Here is a 16,513-nt window from a genome sequence, read left to right on the forward strand (position 1 = left end):
TTCCGTTGTTCAAGCAGTGCTAAACTGCGTTTCATCGACGTCATCACCTGCATTCCAGCTGGATTGCCAGGCGTGTTGTTCACAGACCAGACCTTCGCGAAAATAGAAATACTCTATCCCACGTTCGAAAACAGTTTTCCCGGTATCGGGGTCGGTGTATTTGCTGTCCCAGGTTGTAACAATGCAATCGTTCGTATGAGCAATGTACTTTTTGTCTATCTGTAAATCAGTCGCGAACGAAAACCACTTCCCTGGTCTTTCCCGTAAAGCGTCACCAGACTGCACCTGATTCGCCCCCCAATGAAGTACAGCATCATCTGTATATCCCTTTGAAGCCGCGTCCCCATCATGTGCTTTCCATATGGCTTCCAAATCTTTAACCCACTGTTTGGGGTCTTTGGGCAAATGGGATTGTTCTGTCACATTTGACACGATATTTCTCCTTGTTGTTATTGGCTAGATATCAAGTAACAGCATACGCCGTTCGTAATCTGTCACAGCTGTACGTGCCGCCAGAACAGTCTGGCGCCCATAATTGGCATAGTGTTGCTGAAATGTTTCTCCAAACATTTTCCTGACAAAAGACGAGTTCGTGAATGCTTCCACCGCCTCGTCCAGTGTTTGTGGTAAGCGGGGAGCATCCGCCCCTTCGTAAGCATTACCAACAACAGGATCCCCAAGTGGCTCCAGCCTGTCTTCAATCCCCTTGATGCCCGCCGCGAGCATTGCTGAATAAGCGAGGTAGGGATTAACATCGGCACCCGGGATACGGTTTTCGATCCGTCTGGCATTGCCGCTGCCAACCAAACGAAAAGCGACCGTTCGATTATCTTCCCCCCAAGTGACGGTATCTGGTGCAAAGGTTCCTGGACGCAACCTTTTGTATGAATTTGTGTTCGGCGCAAAAAACAGGAACACATCACGTACAAAATGTGTCATCCCAGCTAAAAAATGTCGCATGATATCAGACGATTCACTACCGTCCGAACCCGATGAAAATGCCGATTTCCCGGCCTCATCTTCCAGTGACATATGTATATGACAGGAACTGCCCCCAAGCGTGTGATCAAGTTTGGCCATAAACGACGCAACAAGCCCCTGTTGCAGTGCGATTTCTTTTGCAGCATATTTAAGAAGCATATGGTCATCTGCTGCCTTGATAGCCTCTGCGTATTTTAATATGACTTCAACCTGACTGGCTGAATATTCTGCCTTGAACATCTCGACAGCAACACCCGCGGCTTCAAGGTGAGTCCTCAAGGGGCCAAGGTAATGCTCGTCTTCCGACGTACGCATTAATGTCTCTGGATGTAATGTCTGATGTTTTCCCTTAAGGTTTACGAACCCTTTTTCAAAGACGCTGTCCGGCGTTTCTTTCAGAATGTAAAACTCCAGTTCAGAAACGAAATTTGCCTTTAGGCCCAATCCATGAAGACGTTCATTCATACTCTTGAGCAATGTTCGTGGTCCAACATTGACCTCTGTACCATCTGCATCAATAACATCCCCCATGACAAATGCTGTTTTTTCAAACCACGGGTAAAGTGTAAGGGTCGACATATCCGGGCGCACCAGCATATTCGGATATCCGTTCTCCCAACTAGAGAGTTCATACCCTTCATCCAGCGAATGGTCGTGCCCCCAGGTCAGAACAACTGAACAAGTTCCGACACCGTTCTTCCCTGCCTCGATAAAATGCCGAGCGGTCATACGTTTCGCGACAAGGCGGCCTTGCATATCAGGTGTTGCAACGATCACAGTTTCTATTTCATTGGCCTTAACCAGACCTTCCAGTTCCTCGAGTTGCATTTGCCCTCCTCGCGAAATATTATAAGGTTTACGAATGTTATATGGTCTACTAAAAGGTATAAAAACATACCTTAAATAACCCGTCAAGCTGAAATGTGCGTCAGGAGTTCATAGATGAATAAACACAAACCTGAGGAAGCCAGCCGAAAGGAATCTTTCGCACAGACCATACTCGTCAAACGAACGCCCGGGGCAGCAAATCTCTTTGAAGAAACTGTAGGGCGACTTGGAAAGTCGATAAAACTCGGTCTGGTGTCCCCTGGTGAACAACTCCCTCCTGAACGAGAGCTTTCAGAAATGATGGGCATAAGCCGTACCACGGTCAGATCCGCTATTCAGGTACTTGTAGAGGGCGGTTTTCTAACAGTGAAACGCGGACGCGGCGGGGGAACATTCGTTGCAGAAAAACCACCCCAGTGGTCATTAGAAACTTCTCTGGATTCGCCAGAGTGGGATGAAGTACAGGTTAAACACTTTCTGGATAAGCGTTTTATTATAGAAACAGGCGTCTGCGAGCTCGTTTGCACACGCATTGATGACACTGGCATTCGTGCTCTTCGTGAAAAGGTAGGAGAGATGACCGAACTCGTTGGTGACTTCACCGCTTTTCGCGCCAGTGACATCCAGTTCCACATTCTTTTGGGGGAATTAACCGGAAATTCCGAACTTGTTCAAATGTGCATCGACACACAATCAGAACTAGATGAACTCCTGAATCTCCTCCCCCCCAGCAAGGAAGCGCTTTTGAATTCCAACCAGCAACATGCCGATATTGTCGCAAGAATTGCAAAGGGCGACGCCGTTGGCGCACGACAGGCTATGGGACTACATGTCTCTGGTACCACCTCATTCCTCGGCGGTCTCCTCCCCCGATAAAATACTAAAGGTTGCCACTTCCAATAAAAGGTATTATATCATACCATAAAAGGAGATAATGGTATGAAATCTGTACTCGTAATTAGACATGTATCTTATGAGGACCTTGATGGCTTCGATATAGAGTTCCGCAATGCAGGTTATAAAGTCGCTTACCATGATGCTTGGTATGACAAAGATCCAATAGATGCACTGGAACCAGATATTTTAGTGGTACTCGGTGCCCCTTGCGGTGTTTATGAAACAGAAAACTTCCCCTTCATACAAGAAGAGCTGAAAGCCGTCGCAGAGCGCGTAGAGGCTGGCAAACCTGTGCTTGGAATCTGCTTTGGTGCGCAGTTGCTAGCTCAGGCTCTTGGGTCAACGGTCTATGTAGGAGATTCGTTTGAATTCGGTTGGTCCCCACTGACACTGACACAAGCTGGTCGACATTCACCTATCAATCACTATGCGACCCAAAACCGCGAAGTTTTTCATTGTCATGGCGATACTTTCAAGCTTCCTGAAGGAGCAACGCTATTGGCATCAACCCCCTCTTACAAGGTTCAGGCTTTCTCGTATGGTCCGCATCTGGCGATGCAGTTTCACGGGGAAGTAACTGAAAGGGGCCTGCGTCGATGGTTCATTGGCCATATTGGCCGGATCCATTCGATGTGTGGTTTACCCCATCTTGTTAAAGAGACAGCCCGTGTAAGTCCCACATTGGAAGCTCTTCACCGCAGCGTTTTACAAGATTGGCTTGCTCAACATGAGAACCCCGAAATCCAGCAGTTTGTGGAAACCGCGTAAACGCTGAACAAGAAAGAAGATGCCGCCTCTGCCCACATCTACTGGATGTCACACCTAATGGACAATGCCACAATCCAAGTACCAGAGGTTTTTTTAGGGGATGATTTCAAGGAATCAACGGTATCGGAGGAGGGACTTGCCCCCGACACGCGGATTATGATTCCGATGCAATCTGAAACCAAAGGTACATTTTGAAAGAAGACAGATAATGCGTCACAAAAACTGGTTTAACCAGTTTTAAGTTTTTAAAATTTGAGTAAAAACAAAAAAGCCCTGGTGTTTACCAGGGCTTTTTTGAATTGGTAGCGGAGGAGGGACTTGAACCCCCGACACGCGGATTATGATTCCGCTGCTCTAACCAGCTGAGCTACTCCGCCATAAGGCTTTGACAGTGCCGTTTTGATTAACTGATTCGTCAACCATCCGCGCTGTAAGAGGGGTGATAATGCCATGACACAAAACTGTCAATAGCGGAGTGATGCGCTTTTTATTTTTTTTGAAAATTCACCCCTCTGCCCTAACCTACAATCTATACAAAGTCCCACAGACAACGAATGTAAAGAGCTGTAATATTAGCTTGTATCAGTCTTTCCAGATTACTAACCTCTTCCACACACCTTCTTGGGCGAAAGAAAAATCGTAGCAAAGTGATATCATGCGAAACATCTTCAAAATGTCGCAAAATACCTGGGAACACCATTCCAATCCTTGGTCTGGCTGGACCCGTGTAACCACAGGATGGCTCATATTTCCGGCAATATGGTCTCACGCAGCATGGGGCTGGACTGTCGCGGGTTTTCTTTTATGCCTCTTTGCCTTCTGGATGTATCTCAACCCTCGCATTTTCCCCAAACCCCGTCACACTGACTTCTGGGCTTCGCAGGTCACCTTTGGTGAACGCATCTGGCTCAAGGAAATTCCCTTCGACGGGCTGGATGAACTTCTTGATATGCACAGATCCCAAACACGCGCCTTGGGCATCCTGGCCGGGTTTGGATTTTTTGGCGGCATTATCACGGCCTACCTGAACCTGTTCTGGCCAACCATGTTTTTTGGTTTTGCCATGATCATCGGAAAGATGTGGTTTTGTGACCGTATGGTCTGGCTTTTTAACGACGCCATTGAAATAAACCCGAAGCTTGCCGAGTGGATTTATTAAGGCCTTTTTCCTCTAAGCTAGAAGTAAGATGATAGAGTTAACCTGACTTCAGATAATCATCTGCAAAGGTCAGACTTTCACAGCCAACAAAACGCCTGATCCGATCCAGTTCGGATGTTAGGGCACTCAAGCGTCCTTTGCTGGCCCGCACTTTGGGCTCAAACCACAAACCTTTGACAAACAGCTCTGTTCCCTGTCGTTTCATATCAATCCGGCCAATAAGATTTTCCCCTTCAAGCAAAGGGAAGACATAGTATCCATACTGTCGCTTTGCTTCTGGGACAAAGACCTCAATACGGTAGTAAAAATCAAAGAGACGTTCGGTCCGCTTTCTATCCCGGATCAAGGGATCAAAAGGGCTAAGCACCCGGACACGCTTCGGGGCAGTCGGCAAGCTATCCAACTGACTTGTAATGCCCTCAAAAGCATAGACTTTACGGGGCTTGCTGCCATCAGCAGATAACACTTCAACCTCGGCAAGCTCCTTGTCTAGTCTGTCTTCGCACCAGATCTTGGCTTCGGCAGGTTTAATGCCATCCCAAAAAGCAGCGAGTTCCCCCGGCGTCGCAAAACCGAGTTTCTCCATCGCGGACCGGCACGACCAGTCGATAAAGCTCTCATGGTCGATATCTTGGGAAAGGACTTCTGATGGAATAATTCTGTCCGTTACGTCATAAACCTTCTGAAAGCCGTCGCGCCGATCAACAGACAAAGCCCCGGTACGCCACAAAAATTCCAACGCAGTCTTGGAAGGATGCCAATCCCACCAGCCCTGATTTTTCTTTTTTGTATCCCCCGTATTTGGCCCTTTATCAGGTTTTGTCATATCCCGGGAACGGGTGGGGCCATTCACACGAATATGGTCCAGAACGGCCCGAAAACTTTCTTCAAAGCCTTCCCGACGCCACTTGCGCCACCGTTCCAGCAAATAAGCTTCTGTGCGTCCAAAACGGTATTTCCAATAGGGGTAAAAGAGCGTCGGGATAACCGATGCATCATGCGTCCAGTTTTCAAACAGCGAACGGTCTTTTTCCAAAAGCTGGTCAAAATGCTTTTTCTGATAGGTCTGGTTTCGGGAAAAGAGGATCATGTGATGCGCGCGCTCGACAGTATTGATACTGTCGATCTGCACAAAACCCATGCGTTCTATCAAGTCCAGCAATGCGGATTTACTCTGTTTCGAAGCAGGGTTATCGCATAAACCCTGTCGCTCCATAAACAGTCTTCGGGCTTGGGAATTGCTTATCTGAGAGACCATGCGCTGCTATTTCTGTGAAATGAAGAAAGAAACACTCCACAGAACGTAACAGGAACAAAATTGGATTTCCAGAAAGAAATGAGCCTATTGGCTCAACAATCTAAGCGGCACCCTGTGCTTCTTCATTCAAGGCTTGCTTTTCCGTAGAGACAATCCAGCCGCCGCCCAACACACGGTCGCCATCATAAAAAACAGCGGCCTGCCCCGGTGAAATACCATACAGCGGATCATGCAAGACGACACGGGCACCACCCATGCCCAATCCCTGCCCTTCGGGGTACACTGTGGCCGGGGTTGGTTTCGATGCAGACCGAAGCTTAACAGTGACTTCGCGACCACGATCATTCAAAGGCTCTGCCAACCAGTTTAGCTCATTCACAAGAACAACATCACGGGAAAGCGCTTCTTTCGGGCCGACAATAACCTGCTTTTTCTCTGCATCGAGGCGAATAACATAGATAGGATCACTGGTTCCACCAACGCCGATGCCACGACGCTGCCCAACCGTATAGTTAATAATACCGTCATGCTGACCCAGAACTGTGCCATCAAGGTGCACAATATCACCCTTGTCCAAGGCACCAGGACGCAGACGTTCGACCACACGAGCATAGGACCCGTCCGGCACAAAGCAGATATCCTGACTATCCGGCTTATCGGCAACGGATAGCCCCATTCGTTCAGCAATCTTGCGGGTTTCCGTTTTTGGCAAACCGCCGAGGGGGAACCGGAGGAAATCAAGTTGATCTTCGGTTGTTGTGAACAGGAAATAGGTCTGGTCTTTTGTATCGTCAAAAGCCCGGTGCAGTTCCGGACCATTTGGACCATCAATGCGCTGTACATAATGGCCTGTTGCCATCACATCTGCGCCAAGGTCCTTGGCCATCGCCAGCATGTCTTTGAATTTGACTTTCTGGTTACAACGCACACAGGGAATCGGGGTTTCACCGCGCATATAGCTATCAGCGAAATCTTCCATCACGTCCTGTTTAAAGCGTGATTCATAATCCAGAATATAGTGCGGGAACCCATAACGATCCGCCACTGTACGGGCATCATAAATATCCTGCCCGGCACAGCAAGCACCGCTTTTCTCCAAAGCAATTCCATGGTCATAGAGTTGAAGGGTAACGCCAATAACGTCATAACCTTCTTCTTTCAGCATACACGCGACAACAGAGCTATCGACACCACCGGACATGGCAACAACAACGCGTGTATCTTTAGGTTCTTTATCTATACCAAGAGAATTCATGAGTTCGCTTATCTCGTATAACTTGCGATGACGCCAACCGCCAAAGCCTGTCTGATGGCTATGTAAGGCCATCCCCAAGGGTAATCAAGTCTGAATTGATCAGTACCTATCGACTGTTCTCACCTTAAGCAGGATTTCGACAGTACTTCAAACATTCAACTTTTCTAAAAATTTCGGGCAACATAACAGATAACGATGATCTTGTTAATGCCCGGCCTCACAGATCACCTGTGCCATAATTGCATGCGTTATAACAACAATCATTGAGTTGATTAATCCGTTAGCTACGACGTCACCTCACACAATCGTCTTAAAACAATCGGATCGCGAACAAGATCAATTAACAGTGAAAAATGTCCCTTGCCACTTCTGAGAAACCTATTTTCCGGGGGAACCCGCCAACGGTTTGCAAGATCAAGCCCGCCTTTATAGGGCGTTAGCTTGTCTGCCTGCCCTAGCATAAAAATAACCTTTTCCGGTGGAACAACAGAATGCCCCGTTGGCTGTACAAAGGGCAGACACTTAAGATAATCAGCCTCGCGCCAACCCAATTCATAAAGTTTTTGAGGGATCCCAAGAGCTTGGGTCAAACATCCTTTTAGCAATACGTCCAATACATTTCCACTCGTACCAATTAAAAGAAGCGAGTCCGGTTTCAAATCATTACGCCAATTCCAGGCAACAGACGCATAAAGTTGAGCTGTTAATGCCCCTAAACTCACCCCACCTAAAACAACAGGACCACCCCGTTGTTGGCGCACCCAGTTCATCAACACGGAAATATCTGAGATCCACTGCCTGTAGAGCCTGATCAGCCCCATGGGGCCTTCGCTGAAGACCTGTTCCCCGGCATAAAAACCCGGTGTCTTTCGAAAACCATGACCGGGTTGTTGTATACGCAAAACGCGAAAACCAGATTCAGTCAGCGCACAAACGGGATCTTCCCTATCCTGAAAACAGTCCTGTTCAACTCCCAGACCTTGAAGGAAAATTATTGTCGGAGCTGACGGATTCAACCCTGTAAGTGGTTCATAACACCGTACCCAGTTTTCAGCACCAAATTCAGAATCATAATGCAACCAATATTCACGGCCATATACACCGTGAATTGAGTGTGACGAGCGAACTGCTGGCAGCTTTTTGGGGGGATGATAGAAACTTTCTACATCATCCAGATAATCGCCAAAAATTCCAAAGAACTCCTTTGGGGTTGGCAGTTGCCATCGAACAGGTGAAACTTCTTTGCGAATTTCCTTAAAAAGTAGAGAAGCTTCCAACAACCTTTGTTGTGTTTCCTGTCGACGCCTTTCAGCAAAAACACGCCCGGCAATACTCAGACCATCGCCAAACATGACGATTTTCCATCTCTCAAAAGCTGACATTGCAACGTGATGACGGATACAAACTTCGGTCAAGGCCTTGTCACAACTATCGGGCGATACCCGTTTCAGGCCAAGATCACTGATCAGTCTGCTGGCATCCCCTTCACTTGTAATCGCCGTCTGTAAAACGCGGGTCAAAGGGAATAAATATTTAACGATTAACCGAAGAGCCAAAGCATCGAACCAAGGACGAGCAAGGTATCGACCAACTGTTCCTCTGATCATTGGGTAGGTTTGGGGTGGAGGCAAACACTGAGCAGAACTATGGATACGTTCTCTGTTTACTTGCACTTAGAACATTCCTCTCTAGCCTGTGGCCTTGATTAAGCACACCCCCCAGAAATATAATAACAGAAACATAATAACACAGTTTTTATTTTCTAATCAGAACTTAAAGCGCTCTCACTTAGTATTGATCAATAAGATGGATATAAGATCCCATCACAGATCCACGTACACACCCCACCTGTCCTTTTTCCTGGCCCGCGGCATCCCTGACATCAAACAATGGGTTGTCACTCTCATCCCCGACAACGGTTGAGTAGTGGAATTCATGCGCTTTAAAAGTTGACCCTTTTCGACCGAGGAAACTGTGATTGAGTGTTGTAACATCGCGGTATCCCAAAGATCGTTGTCGAACAGCAAAAGACGTCTCAACGGGTAGTAATCCAGAAAGCTCATGATGGTTCCCACGGGTATCAACGAGACCCTTTCCCAAAACCATGTATCCGCCACACTCTCCATAAATCGTTTTGTTATTCTGCGCAGCCTGACGCAGGCCACCTAAAAAGGCCAGATTACGCCCCAACTTCCCCACGTGCAGTTCGGGGTATCCGCCGGGCAAATAAATCGCATCAGCCTGGGCACAGGGTTTTTCATCTGCAAGGGGAGAAAAAAAACTCAGCTCTGCCCCAGCGTTCTTCCAGCCTTCTAAGAGCGCGGGATATACAAAAGAAAATGCAACATCTTGGGCAATCGCAATTCTTTGCCCTATCGGCGGCACAAAACTGTGCATGTCATTGTGCGAAAGAACAGACAATCGCGCCTGTTTCAAAAGATCTTCACAATGAACATCACGTCCAACCTGCTCTGCCACCTTGTCGAGATAAACATCAAGTTCGCTATGTTCAATTGCCTGCACCAAACCAAGATGCCTGTTGGGCAAAACCAGATCATCCTGCCTTTTCAGGTATCCGAGAACCGGGATCCCAAGGGGAGTACAGGCTTCTTTGAGTAACTCTGCATGTCGCGGAGATCCAACCCTGTTGAAGATAACACCGCCAATGGTCACTTTTGGATCAAAAGAGGCAAAGCCATGTAAAATAGCCGCCGCCGAAGCTGACATCCCCTTAACGTCAATAACGAGGATAACCGGCCACCCGGTTTTTTTTGCCAGTTCAGCGGTTGACCCGGCACCACCGGCCGCGCCATCAAAAAGCCCCATCACGCCTTCGGTCAGGATCACATCAACATCTTGTCCGCTATGGGTAATGATCGAGGACAGACTTTCATCTCTCATCGCCCAAGGGTCTAGGTTAAAACAAGGACGCCCGGCAGCGGCAGCGTGATAGGCCGGGTCAATATAATCCGGGCCAACCTTGGCCGGGCTAACACGAAGGTTGTTGTTTTTGAAATAACGCAACAGCGCCAAAGTCAGCGTGGTCTTGCCACTGCCCGAAGAAGGTGCCGCAATAATCAGTCCTTTAGGGGGCTCTGCTTTTACAGAAGCGTCCTGCTGTTTGATACTTTGGGCACAATCTTGGGAAATCAAGCGTTCGCAACCTTATCAACATTTTTTGATAAATTAAGCGGGTCAGATGTCAGAACGCGACCGTTCATCGCCCCCATCCAGTCAAGCCCGGAACGCAAGCGCACAACCTCGCCAATCACCACAAGCGCAGGCGGCTCAATACCACTTTTGGCAACATCATCCACACAGCATCCCAGACTTGTTTCCAGTACTTCCTGCGAGGGTGTTGATGCACGGCTAACAATGCCAACAGGCTCATCCGCAGAACGGCCATGGGTCATTAATTTTTGCGCAATATCCCCCAGATGTTTAATCGCCATATAGATCACAATAACGGGCGAACCCTGTGCAAGCCCTTCCCAGTTAATGTTATCCGGCACAATACCACTGGCATTATGCCCGGTCAGAAAGGTCACCGCCGAATTGCAATCCCGGTGGGTGACAGGAATCCCGGCATACGCCAGACCACCAATACCACTGGAAATACCCGGAACCACTCGGAAAGGCACATTGGCTTCCACCAGTGCCAAAGCTTCCTCGCCGCCTCTACCGAATACAAAAGGGTCACCGCCTTTCAGGCGAAGAACTCTTTTTCCCTCTTTTGCCAACTGAATAAGGCGTTGAGAAATATCAGCCTGTTTTGAAGAGGGCTTTCCACCCCGCTTACCTGCGTATTCAAGAACACAGTCTTCACGGGCCATTTTCAGGACATCTTCGCCAACCAGCGCATCATAGACCAGAACATCAGCTGATCGCAGCGCATGCAAACCATAAAGTGTCAAAAGGCCAGCATCACCCGGTCCGCCACCAACAAGCCAAACCCAGCCGGGTTCAAAATTTGGAAGGTCTAGAGGCAGTTTATCCATTTATCACACTGTCCTTCTCGTGTAGCTTCAGTTAGAAGATATCTCTCTTTGGGAAGATAACCCAAACTATTAAGATACTTTGTTAACTGATGTTACTTTCTGTTTCTCTTTCAGAAGCAAAGCCGAACGATCTATAGAATAACGATTTAGTATTATACTGTCATGGCACGAAAACCCGAAGGAAAATTGAAAAGAGGCTGGACCACCGGTGCCTGTGCCACTGCGGCAACCAAAGCGGCCTATACAGCTCTTTTGACGAATCAATTTCCTGATCCTGTTACTATAACTCTCCCCAAAGGAGAGCAACCTGCTTTTGCCCTTAGCAGAGAAGAAAAAGACGATTGCTCTGCCATGGCAGCAATTATAAAGGATGCGGGCGACGACCCGGATGTCACCCATCGTGCCACGATAATCTCTCGGGTTCGACATGGCGTGCCTGGAAGCGGCATAGTCTTTCACGCTGGCGAAGGGGTTGGCATGGTGACCAAGCCGGGCCTGCCCATTCCGGCGGGAGAACCTGCGATCAATCCGGTTCCCAGAAAAATGATGATCGAAGTCATCACAGAAATTGCCCAAAAACATAATCTGCCCGGTGATGTGGAAATTGAAATATCTATTCCCGACGGCCAGGAGTTGGCTCAAAAAACATGGAATCCGCGATTGGGCATTCTTGGCGGCCTGTCCATTCTGGGGACCACTGGCGTGGTTATTCCCTTTTCCTGCTCATCCTGGATTCATTCCATACACCGCGGCATTGACGTTGCCATAGCCACCAATCGCCCCCACGTTGCCGGCTGTACAGGTTCAACATCGGAAAAAGCTGTTATGGACCTCTACGGTCTTGAAGATACAGATATGCTTGATATGGGCGATTTTGCCGGCGGGATGCTCAAGTACCTGCGCGATCACCCTGTCCCCAAACTGACCATTGGCGGTGGTTTTGGCAAGCTGACGAAACTTGCCATGGGACATATGGATCTTCATTCCGGACGCAGTCAGGTCGATATGTCGTGGCTCGCCGATAGATTACGTGAAATAGGCGCCCCCGAAGATATCATTCAAGAAGCACAAACCGCCAATACCGCCAACCAAATCCTTGTTCGCTGCCTTGGCGAAGGAATTCCGCTGGCGGAAAAAATTGCTCAACTTGCCCAAACCGAAGCCCTGAAGATTCTGCGCGGAAGCTCTGAAAAAAATAGTACCAGGAATCAAACAGAAGTAGAGATCATTATCATTGATCGCCCCGGAACCATTGTGGCCAAAACCGGATTTGCGACATGACCTCAACACTCACCCGAAAAACGACAAAGCAACCAAGCCATAACAAGGCTCAGAGACACATTTTAATTCTGGGCGGCACGACCGAAGCCAACCAACTTGCAGATCGCCTCGCTCTAAATCCCGCCTATCATGTGACGACATCACGCGCTGGCGTCACCACAGACCGTCAGAAAGTATCCGGCAACGAAAGGCTTGGTGGTTTCGGCGGCATAGAAGGTCTTATAGAATACCTAAAGACAAACACCATCGACATCGTTATAGATGCGACCCACCCCTTTGCCGCGACCATCACCGAGCATGCCTGGGCAGCATGTCAAAAAGTTAAAATCCCTCACCTTATTTTGCAACGCCCGGCCTGGGAAAAAGAAGAGAGCGACAGATGGATTGATGTTCCTGATATGCAGTCCGCACAGGATTATTTGCGATCTCTGGAGAATTCTTTGACTGTATTTTTAACAACAGGTCAAAAAGAGCTCAACGGTTTTACCGTACTAAAAAAGCATACCTTCGTGGCAAGAATGATCGAACCGCCTGCGACAGAGACAAAAGCATTTAACCTGAAAATCATTTTGCAACGTGGCCCCTTTTCAATTCACGACGAAACCCAGCTTATAAAAGAAAACAAAATTGATTTGATTGTCAGCAAAAACTCTGGTGGTTCCGCAACCAGTGCAAAGATTATCGCGGCCCGAAAGCTCAACATTCCTGTCTTGATGATCGCGCGGCCCTCCTTACCCCCTGTACAGGTAAAAACGACAATAGAAGATTGCCTGGAATGGCTCGGCACTCTCTCTTGAACTCAGCTTTAAATCCGTTCAAAAAAAAGAAAGTATTGAGATCATGCGCATCAAACTTGAAAAAGAACGAAGAGCCGACATTATCCAGGCCCTGATCAACTTCCACTACTCGGAATTTGACGAAGATATCAGTGAATTTCGCGCTGCAGAGATCGTCGATTTCCTGTTACAGAAAATTGGTCCATCACAATACAATCAAGGCATCGCAGATGCGCGAAAATATTTTTCCGAAAAACTTGATGATTTGGATACAGAGTTTTACGAGCCGGAAGAATAACTTGAGTTAAGATCACTCAATACAAATTCCGTTTTCTATTAATCTCGACCACGTACTGCCGGTAAAGAGAAATAAAAATCTGATCCATTGCCCAAGCTACTCTCTACCCATATCTGTCCTTTGTTACGATTGAGCAGGTCCTTACATAAAGGCAAACCTAATCCAGTCCCGTGTTCTCCGCCGGTACCAATTGTCGATGTCTTTTCATCCAAAGCAAAGATCCTCATCACTTGCTCTTCAGACATACCAACACCACGATCAGAGACCTTAACCTCAATCATATCGGCAACTTTTTGTGCAGAAACAGAAATACTATCCCCTTTCACTGAGAACTTCAGAGCATTGGCGAGCAAGTTCCGCAACACAGTCAAAACCATATTGCGATCACAAAAAACCTCGATGTTCTCTACTTCATTTATAAGGGCGATCCCTTTTTCCTCTGCAATAGGATTGAGAACTTCCAGACTTTCCTGTGTAACTTGTCTAAGATCTACGGCTTGCTTTTCCAGAGTGTTTTCCATCATTTGAAGGCGGGACCAGTCCAACAGATTTTGCAGAAGATCAAAGACCCGATTACCCGTCTCATTGACATCACGCGCATAGTCAACCAGCTTCTCTTTACTCACCTTATCCGCCATCTGAGACATCATCTGGGTCATACCCAAAAGCGACGTAAAAGGACTTCTTAAATCGTGAGCAATAATGGAAAAGAACTTATTTTTAATTCCGACCTCATATTTAAGCTGCTCATTCAAAACAGCTTCTTGTTCAGCCAACGTTGCGAGTTCACTTGATTGCACTTCTTGTTGCCGTCTGGCCATCTTGGCCTCAATCAGCATCATTTCCAGACGAGAGTGGAAAGCATTAGTTGCATAGAAAACAATAATCAGAGTCAGCGTAATAACCGCTACACCAATCAGTGAATTGGTCAAAAGGCCATCCTTTATAGCGCTTAAAGCCAGAGCCTCTTCCTGTTCCACAATAACATGCCATCCCAACTGTGGAATGAAGCGCGTATTTAACAACATAGCTTCTCCAGCGTTTTCATACTCAAAGAACCCGCTATCAGCCGCCATGATATCCTTGGCAACGACAGATATCCCATCAGCAAAATATATATTATCTTCTTCGATTGTTGCCCCTTCAGATCTGACCAGGATCTTCCCCGCATCATCGACAAAATATACATGCCGGCCATAAACTTTTTCGTAATACCCCACGACTTCAGCCACAGTATCCAGCTTGAGCCCTACGCCAACGGCTGCAAGAAAATTATTATCATAATCAAAAATTTTATGATTAATAAAAATGGTTGTCGTATTATTCTGAGCTTCGTTCAAATCAACATTTAGTTCGTATTCTGACACCCCATCTTTTATTCGAAAAAACCAAGTATCATTCTGATCATCTTCAGAGACTGACTGCGTTAACCCCTTGAAATGATAATAATTACGAGTTTTCTCAGAAACCAAGAAACTTGTAAAAAGATCGTATTTCGTTCTGATTTCATCCAGATATCGGGCAATTTTATCAACGTCTTTCTCTCCCTCAATCAACCAATCTTTAACAAAGATATCATTCGCCATAAGAGAGGCCACAAAGACAGGCTGTAACAAATCCTGCTGGATTTCTGAATATATATTGTTACTCGTCAGAGGGAGTTCATTATTAATCAGAGCTTCACGTAAGCTGTTTCTTGAAATTTGATAGCTGAGGAAATTTGTAATCAAAAAACCTACCATCAATACGAAACCGATCGTCAGGATAAGCGGGGCTCGAACTGAGTGAGGGTTATTCCACCAGCGCATATTGAAGTGATCCCTTTAGAAAAAGCTATATTGGGAGTTTTTTTTAAGAGTTGTTTTTTGAGCTTTTACCCCCTTATATCTAGCAAAACAAGATTGGTTTGACCAAAAGCTCAATTAACCCTATTTCATTTATACTTGCTTGTTTTCCAGAAAACGTCATCCTTATGGTAGATCACAACTAAATCAGAGACTTACTATGCTTCGCTGGGGAATTCTTTCAACTGCCAAAATTGCTGTAGAACACGTTATTCCGGCAATTTTAAATGCTGACAATACTGTGATCACCGCCATCGCCAGCCGAGATAAATCAAAGGCAGGTACCCTTGCGGAACGCTTTGCTATTCCCCATGCGTTTGGATCATATGAAGAACTCTTGGCAAGCGATCTTGTAGACGCGATCTACATCCCCCTTCCGACTTCACATCATGTAGAATGGTCGATCAAAGCAGCGAATGCCGGGAAACATGTTCTCTGTGAAAAGCCAATTTCATTAAAGGCATCTCAAATAGAAGACATCATTCAGGCCCGCGATAAAAACGGTGTTCTGGTTTCAGAAGCTTTTATGATCATTTACCATCCTCAATGGCATAAAGTTCGTGATCTAATCCAAGATGGTTCAATCGGCTCTCTTTCACATATACAGGCGACCTTTACCTACTTTAACAAGGATGACAGTAACATGCGAAACATCCCCGAACTCGGGGGTGGCGCATTGCCCGATATTGGCGTTTATCCAATCGTTGCAACAAGGTTTGCAACAGGAATGGAACCTGTCACCCTTTCTTCAAGAGTCAAGTACGACAAGGATTTTGCTACAGACATTTATGCTTCCTGCTGCGCAGACTTTGGCACTTTTGAAATGACGATGTATGTGGCAACACAGCTTGCCCACAGGCAGGAAATCACATTTCATGGGGACAAGGGATGGATTCAAGTATCTGCCCCCTTCAACGCTGGTCTTTATGACGCAGATACAGTGACGCTATACAACGCAAATCACACCCATAACGAAAAATTCCGTTTTCCCGGTGTAAATCAATACAAGTTGCAGATCGAAGCCTTCTCACAGGCCGCTTTAAGTGGTGATCCCTCTGATATAAAAAAAATATTTTCCCTAGAAAACTCATACAAAAACCAACGAATAATCGATGCAATCTATCTAGCCGGTCAAACAAAGCTTTGGGAAGATATTTAGGACCTGGTTCC

At 46.8% G+C, this 16,513-nt stretch carries 15 protein-coding genes and 1 tRNA gene; 7 read left to right on the forward strand and 9 right to left on the reverse strand.

Annotated features, from left to right (window positions below; translation table 11 throughout):
• Nucleotides 1–9: 9 nt before the first annotated feature.
• Both WH95_RS15505 and WH95_RS15510 read right to left on the reverse strand, forming a co-directional pair.
• Nucleotides 10–432 (reverse strand): nuclear transport factor 2 family protein, encoded by a 423-nt coding sequence (locus WH95_RS15505; protein WP_046508941.1) that lies wholly within the window; start codon nt 430–432, stop codon nt 10–12.
• Between the two features lie 24 nt (nt 433–456).
• Nucleotides 457–1,809, reverse strand: a complete 1,353-nt coding sequence (locus WH95_RS15510; RefSeq protein WP_046508944.1) for a glutamine synthetase family protein — start codon at nt 1,807–1,809, stop codon at nt 457–459.
• A gap of 114 nt (nt 1,810–1,923) precedes the next feature.
• Between WH95_RS15510 and WH95_RS15515 the strand changes: the two genes are divergently transcribed.
• Both WH95_RS15515 and WH95_RS15520 read left to right on the forward strand, forming a co-directional pair.
• Nucleotides 1,924–2,685 (forward strand): FadR/GntR family transcriptional regulator, encoded by a 762-nt coding sequence (locus WH95_RS15515; RefSeq protein ID WP_046508945.1) that lies wholly within the window; start codon nt 1,924–1,926, stop codon nt 2,683–2,685.
• Between the two features lie 63 nt (nt 2,686–2,748).
• The gene (locus WH95_RS15520) at nt 2,749–3,474 is read left to right on the forward strand and encodes a glutamine amidotransferase (RefSeq protein WP_046508948.1); all 726 of its coding nucleotides are present in this window, start codon (nt 2,749–2,751) and stop codon (nt 3,472–3,474) included.
• A 300-nt stretch (nt 3,475–3,774) separates the two neighbouring features.
• On the opposite strand, the gene WH95_RS15525 is transcribed toward WH95_RS15520, so the two are convergent.
• A tRNA-Met gene (locus tag WH95_RS15525) sits at nt 3,775–3,851 on the reverse strand.
• Nucleotides 3,852–4,129: 278 nt separating this feature from the next.
• Between WH95_RS15525 and WH95_RS15530 the strand changes: the two genes are divergently transcribed.
• Nucleotides 4,130–4,633, forward strand: a complete 504-nt coding sequence (locus WH95_RS15530; RefSeq protein ID WP_046508950.1) for a DUF6653 family protein — start codon at nt 4,130–4,132, stop codon at nt 4,631–4,633.
• 37 nt (nt 4,634–4,670) lie between these two features.
• Here the strand turns inward: WH95_RS15530 and WH95_RS15535 are convergent, their stop codons facing one another.
• The 5 genes from WH95_RS15535 to cobA all read right to left on the reverse strand — a co-directional run bounded on the left by WH95_RS15535 (nt 4,671) and on the right by cobA (nt 11,144).
• The gene (locus WH95_RS15535) at nt 4,671–5,849 is read right to left on the reverse strand and encodes a winged helix-turn-helix domain-containing protein (protein ID WP_218044513.1); all 1,179 of its coding nucleotides are present in this window, start codon (nt 5,847–5,849) and stop codon (nt 4,671–4,673) included.
• 142 nt (nt 5,850–5,991) lie between these two features.
• Nucleotides 5,992–7,146 carry a tRNA 2-thiouridine(34) synthase MnmA gene (mnmA, locus tag WH95_RS15540; protein WP_046509049.1) on the reverse strand — a complete coding sequence of 385 codons (1,155 nt, stop codon included), beginning with the start codon at nt 7,144–7,146 and terminating at the stop codon, nt 5,992–5,994.
• Nucleotides 7,147–7,430: 284 nt separating this feature from the next.
• Entirely contained in the window at nt 7,431–8,819 is a 1,389-nt protein-coding gene (locus WH95_RS15545) for an alpha/beta hydrolase (RefSeq protein WP_046508957.1), read from the reverse strand.
• Nucleotides 8,820–8,934: 115 nt separating this feature from the next.
• Nucleotides 8,935–10,299, reverse strand: a complete 1,365-nt coding sequence (locus tag WH95_RS15550) for a cobyrinate a,c-diamide synthase (RefSeq protein WP_342667137.1) — start codon at nt 10,297–10,299, stop codon at nt 8,935–8,937.
• Complete coding sequence (gene cobA, locus WH95_RS15555; RefSeq protein ID WP_046508959.1) at nt 10,296–11,144, reverse strand: uroporphyrinogen-III C-methyltransferase; 849 nt, start codon at nt 11,142–11,144, stop codon at nt 10,296–10,298. Before cobA ends, WH95_RS15550 begins: the two co-directional genes overlap by 4 nt.
• A gap of 162 nt (nt 11,145–11,306) precedes the next feature.
• Between cobA and WH95_RS15560 the strand changes: the two genes are divergently transcribed.
• The 3 genes from WH95_RS15560 to WH95_RS15570 are packed head-to-tail and all read left to right on the forward strand — an operon-like array spanning nt 11,307 to nt 13,499.
• A complete protein-coding gene (locus tag WH95_RS15560; protein WP_046508962.1) occupies nt 11,307–12,425 on the forward strand; it encodes a cobalt-precorrin-5B (C(1))-methyltransferase in 1,119 nt (372 codons plus the stop codon).
• Nucleotides 12,422–13,222, forward strand: a complete 801-nt coding sequence (locus tag WH95_RS15565) for a cobalt-precorrin-6A reductase (RefSeq protein WP_052742075.1) — start codon at nt 12,422–12,424, stop codon at nt 13,220–13,222. Before WH95_RS15560 ends, WH95_RS15565 begins: the two co-directional genes overlap by 4 nt.
• Before the next feature lie 43 nt (nt 13,223–13,265).
• Nucleotides 13,266–13,499 carry a DUF2164 domain-containing protein gene (locus tag WH95_RS15570; protein WP_046508965.1) on the forward strand — a complete coding sequence of 78 codons (234 nt, stop codon included), beginning with the start codon at nt 13,266–13,268 and terminating at the stop codon, nt 13,497–13,499.
• A gap of 38 nt (nt 13,500–13,537) precedes the next feature.
• Here the strand turns inward: WH95_RS15570 and WH95_RS20730 are convergent, their stop codons facing one another.
• Nucleotides 13,538–15,307, reverse strand: a complete 1,770-nt coding sequence (locus tag WH95_RS20730) for an ATP-binding protein (protein ID WP_052742076.1) — start codon at nt 15,305–15,307, stop codon at nt 13,538–13,540.
• Between the two features lie 196 nt (nt 15,308–15,503).
• On the opposite strand from WH95_RS20730, the gene WH95_RS15580 reads away from it, so the two are divergent.
• Complete coding sequence (locus WH95_RS15580) at nt 15,504–16,502, forward strand: Gfo/Idh/MocA family protein (RefSeq protein WP_046508967.1); 999 nt, start codon at nt 15,504–15,506, stop codon at nt 16,500–16,502.
• Nucleotides 16,503–16,513 lie beyond the last annotated feature (11 nt).

This window comes from Kiloniella litopenaei, from assembly GCF_000982415.1.
Lineage (GTDB): Bacteria > Pseudomonadota > Alphaproteobacteria > Kiloniellales > Kiloniellaceae > Kiloniella > Kiloniella litopenaei.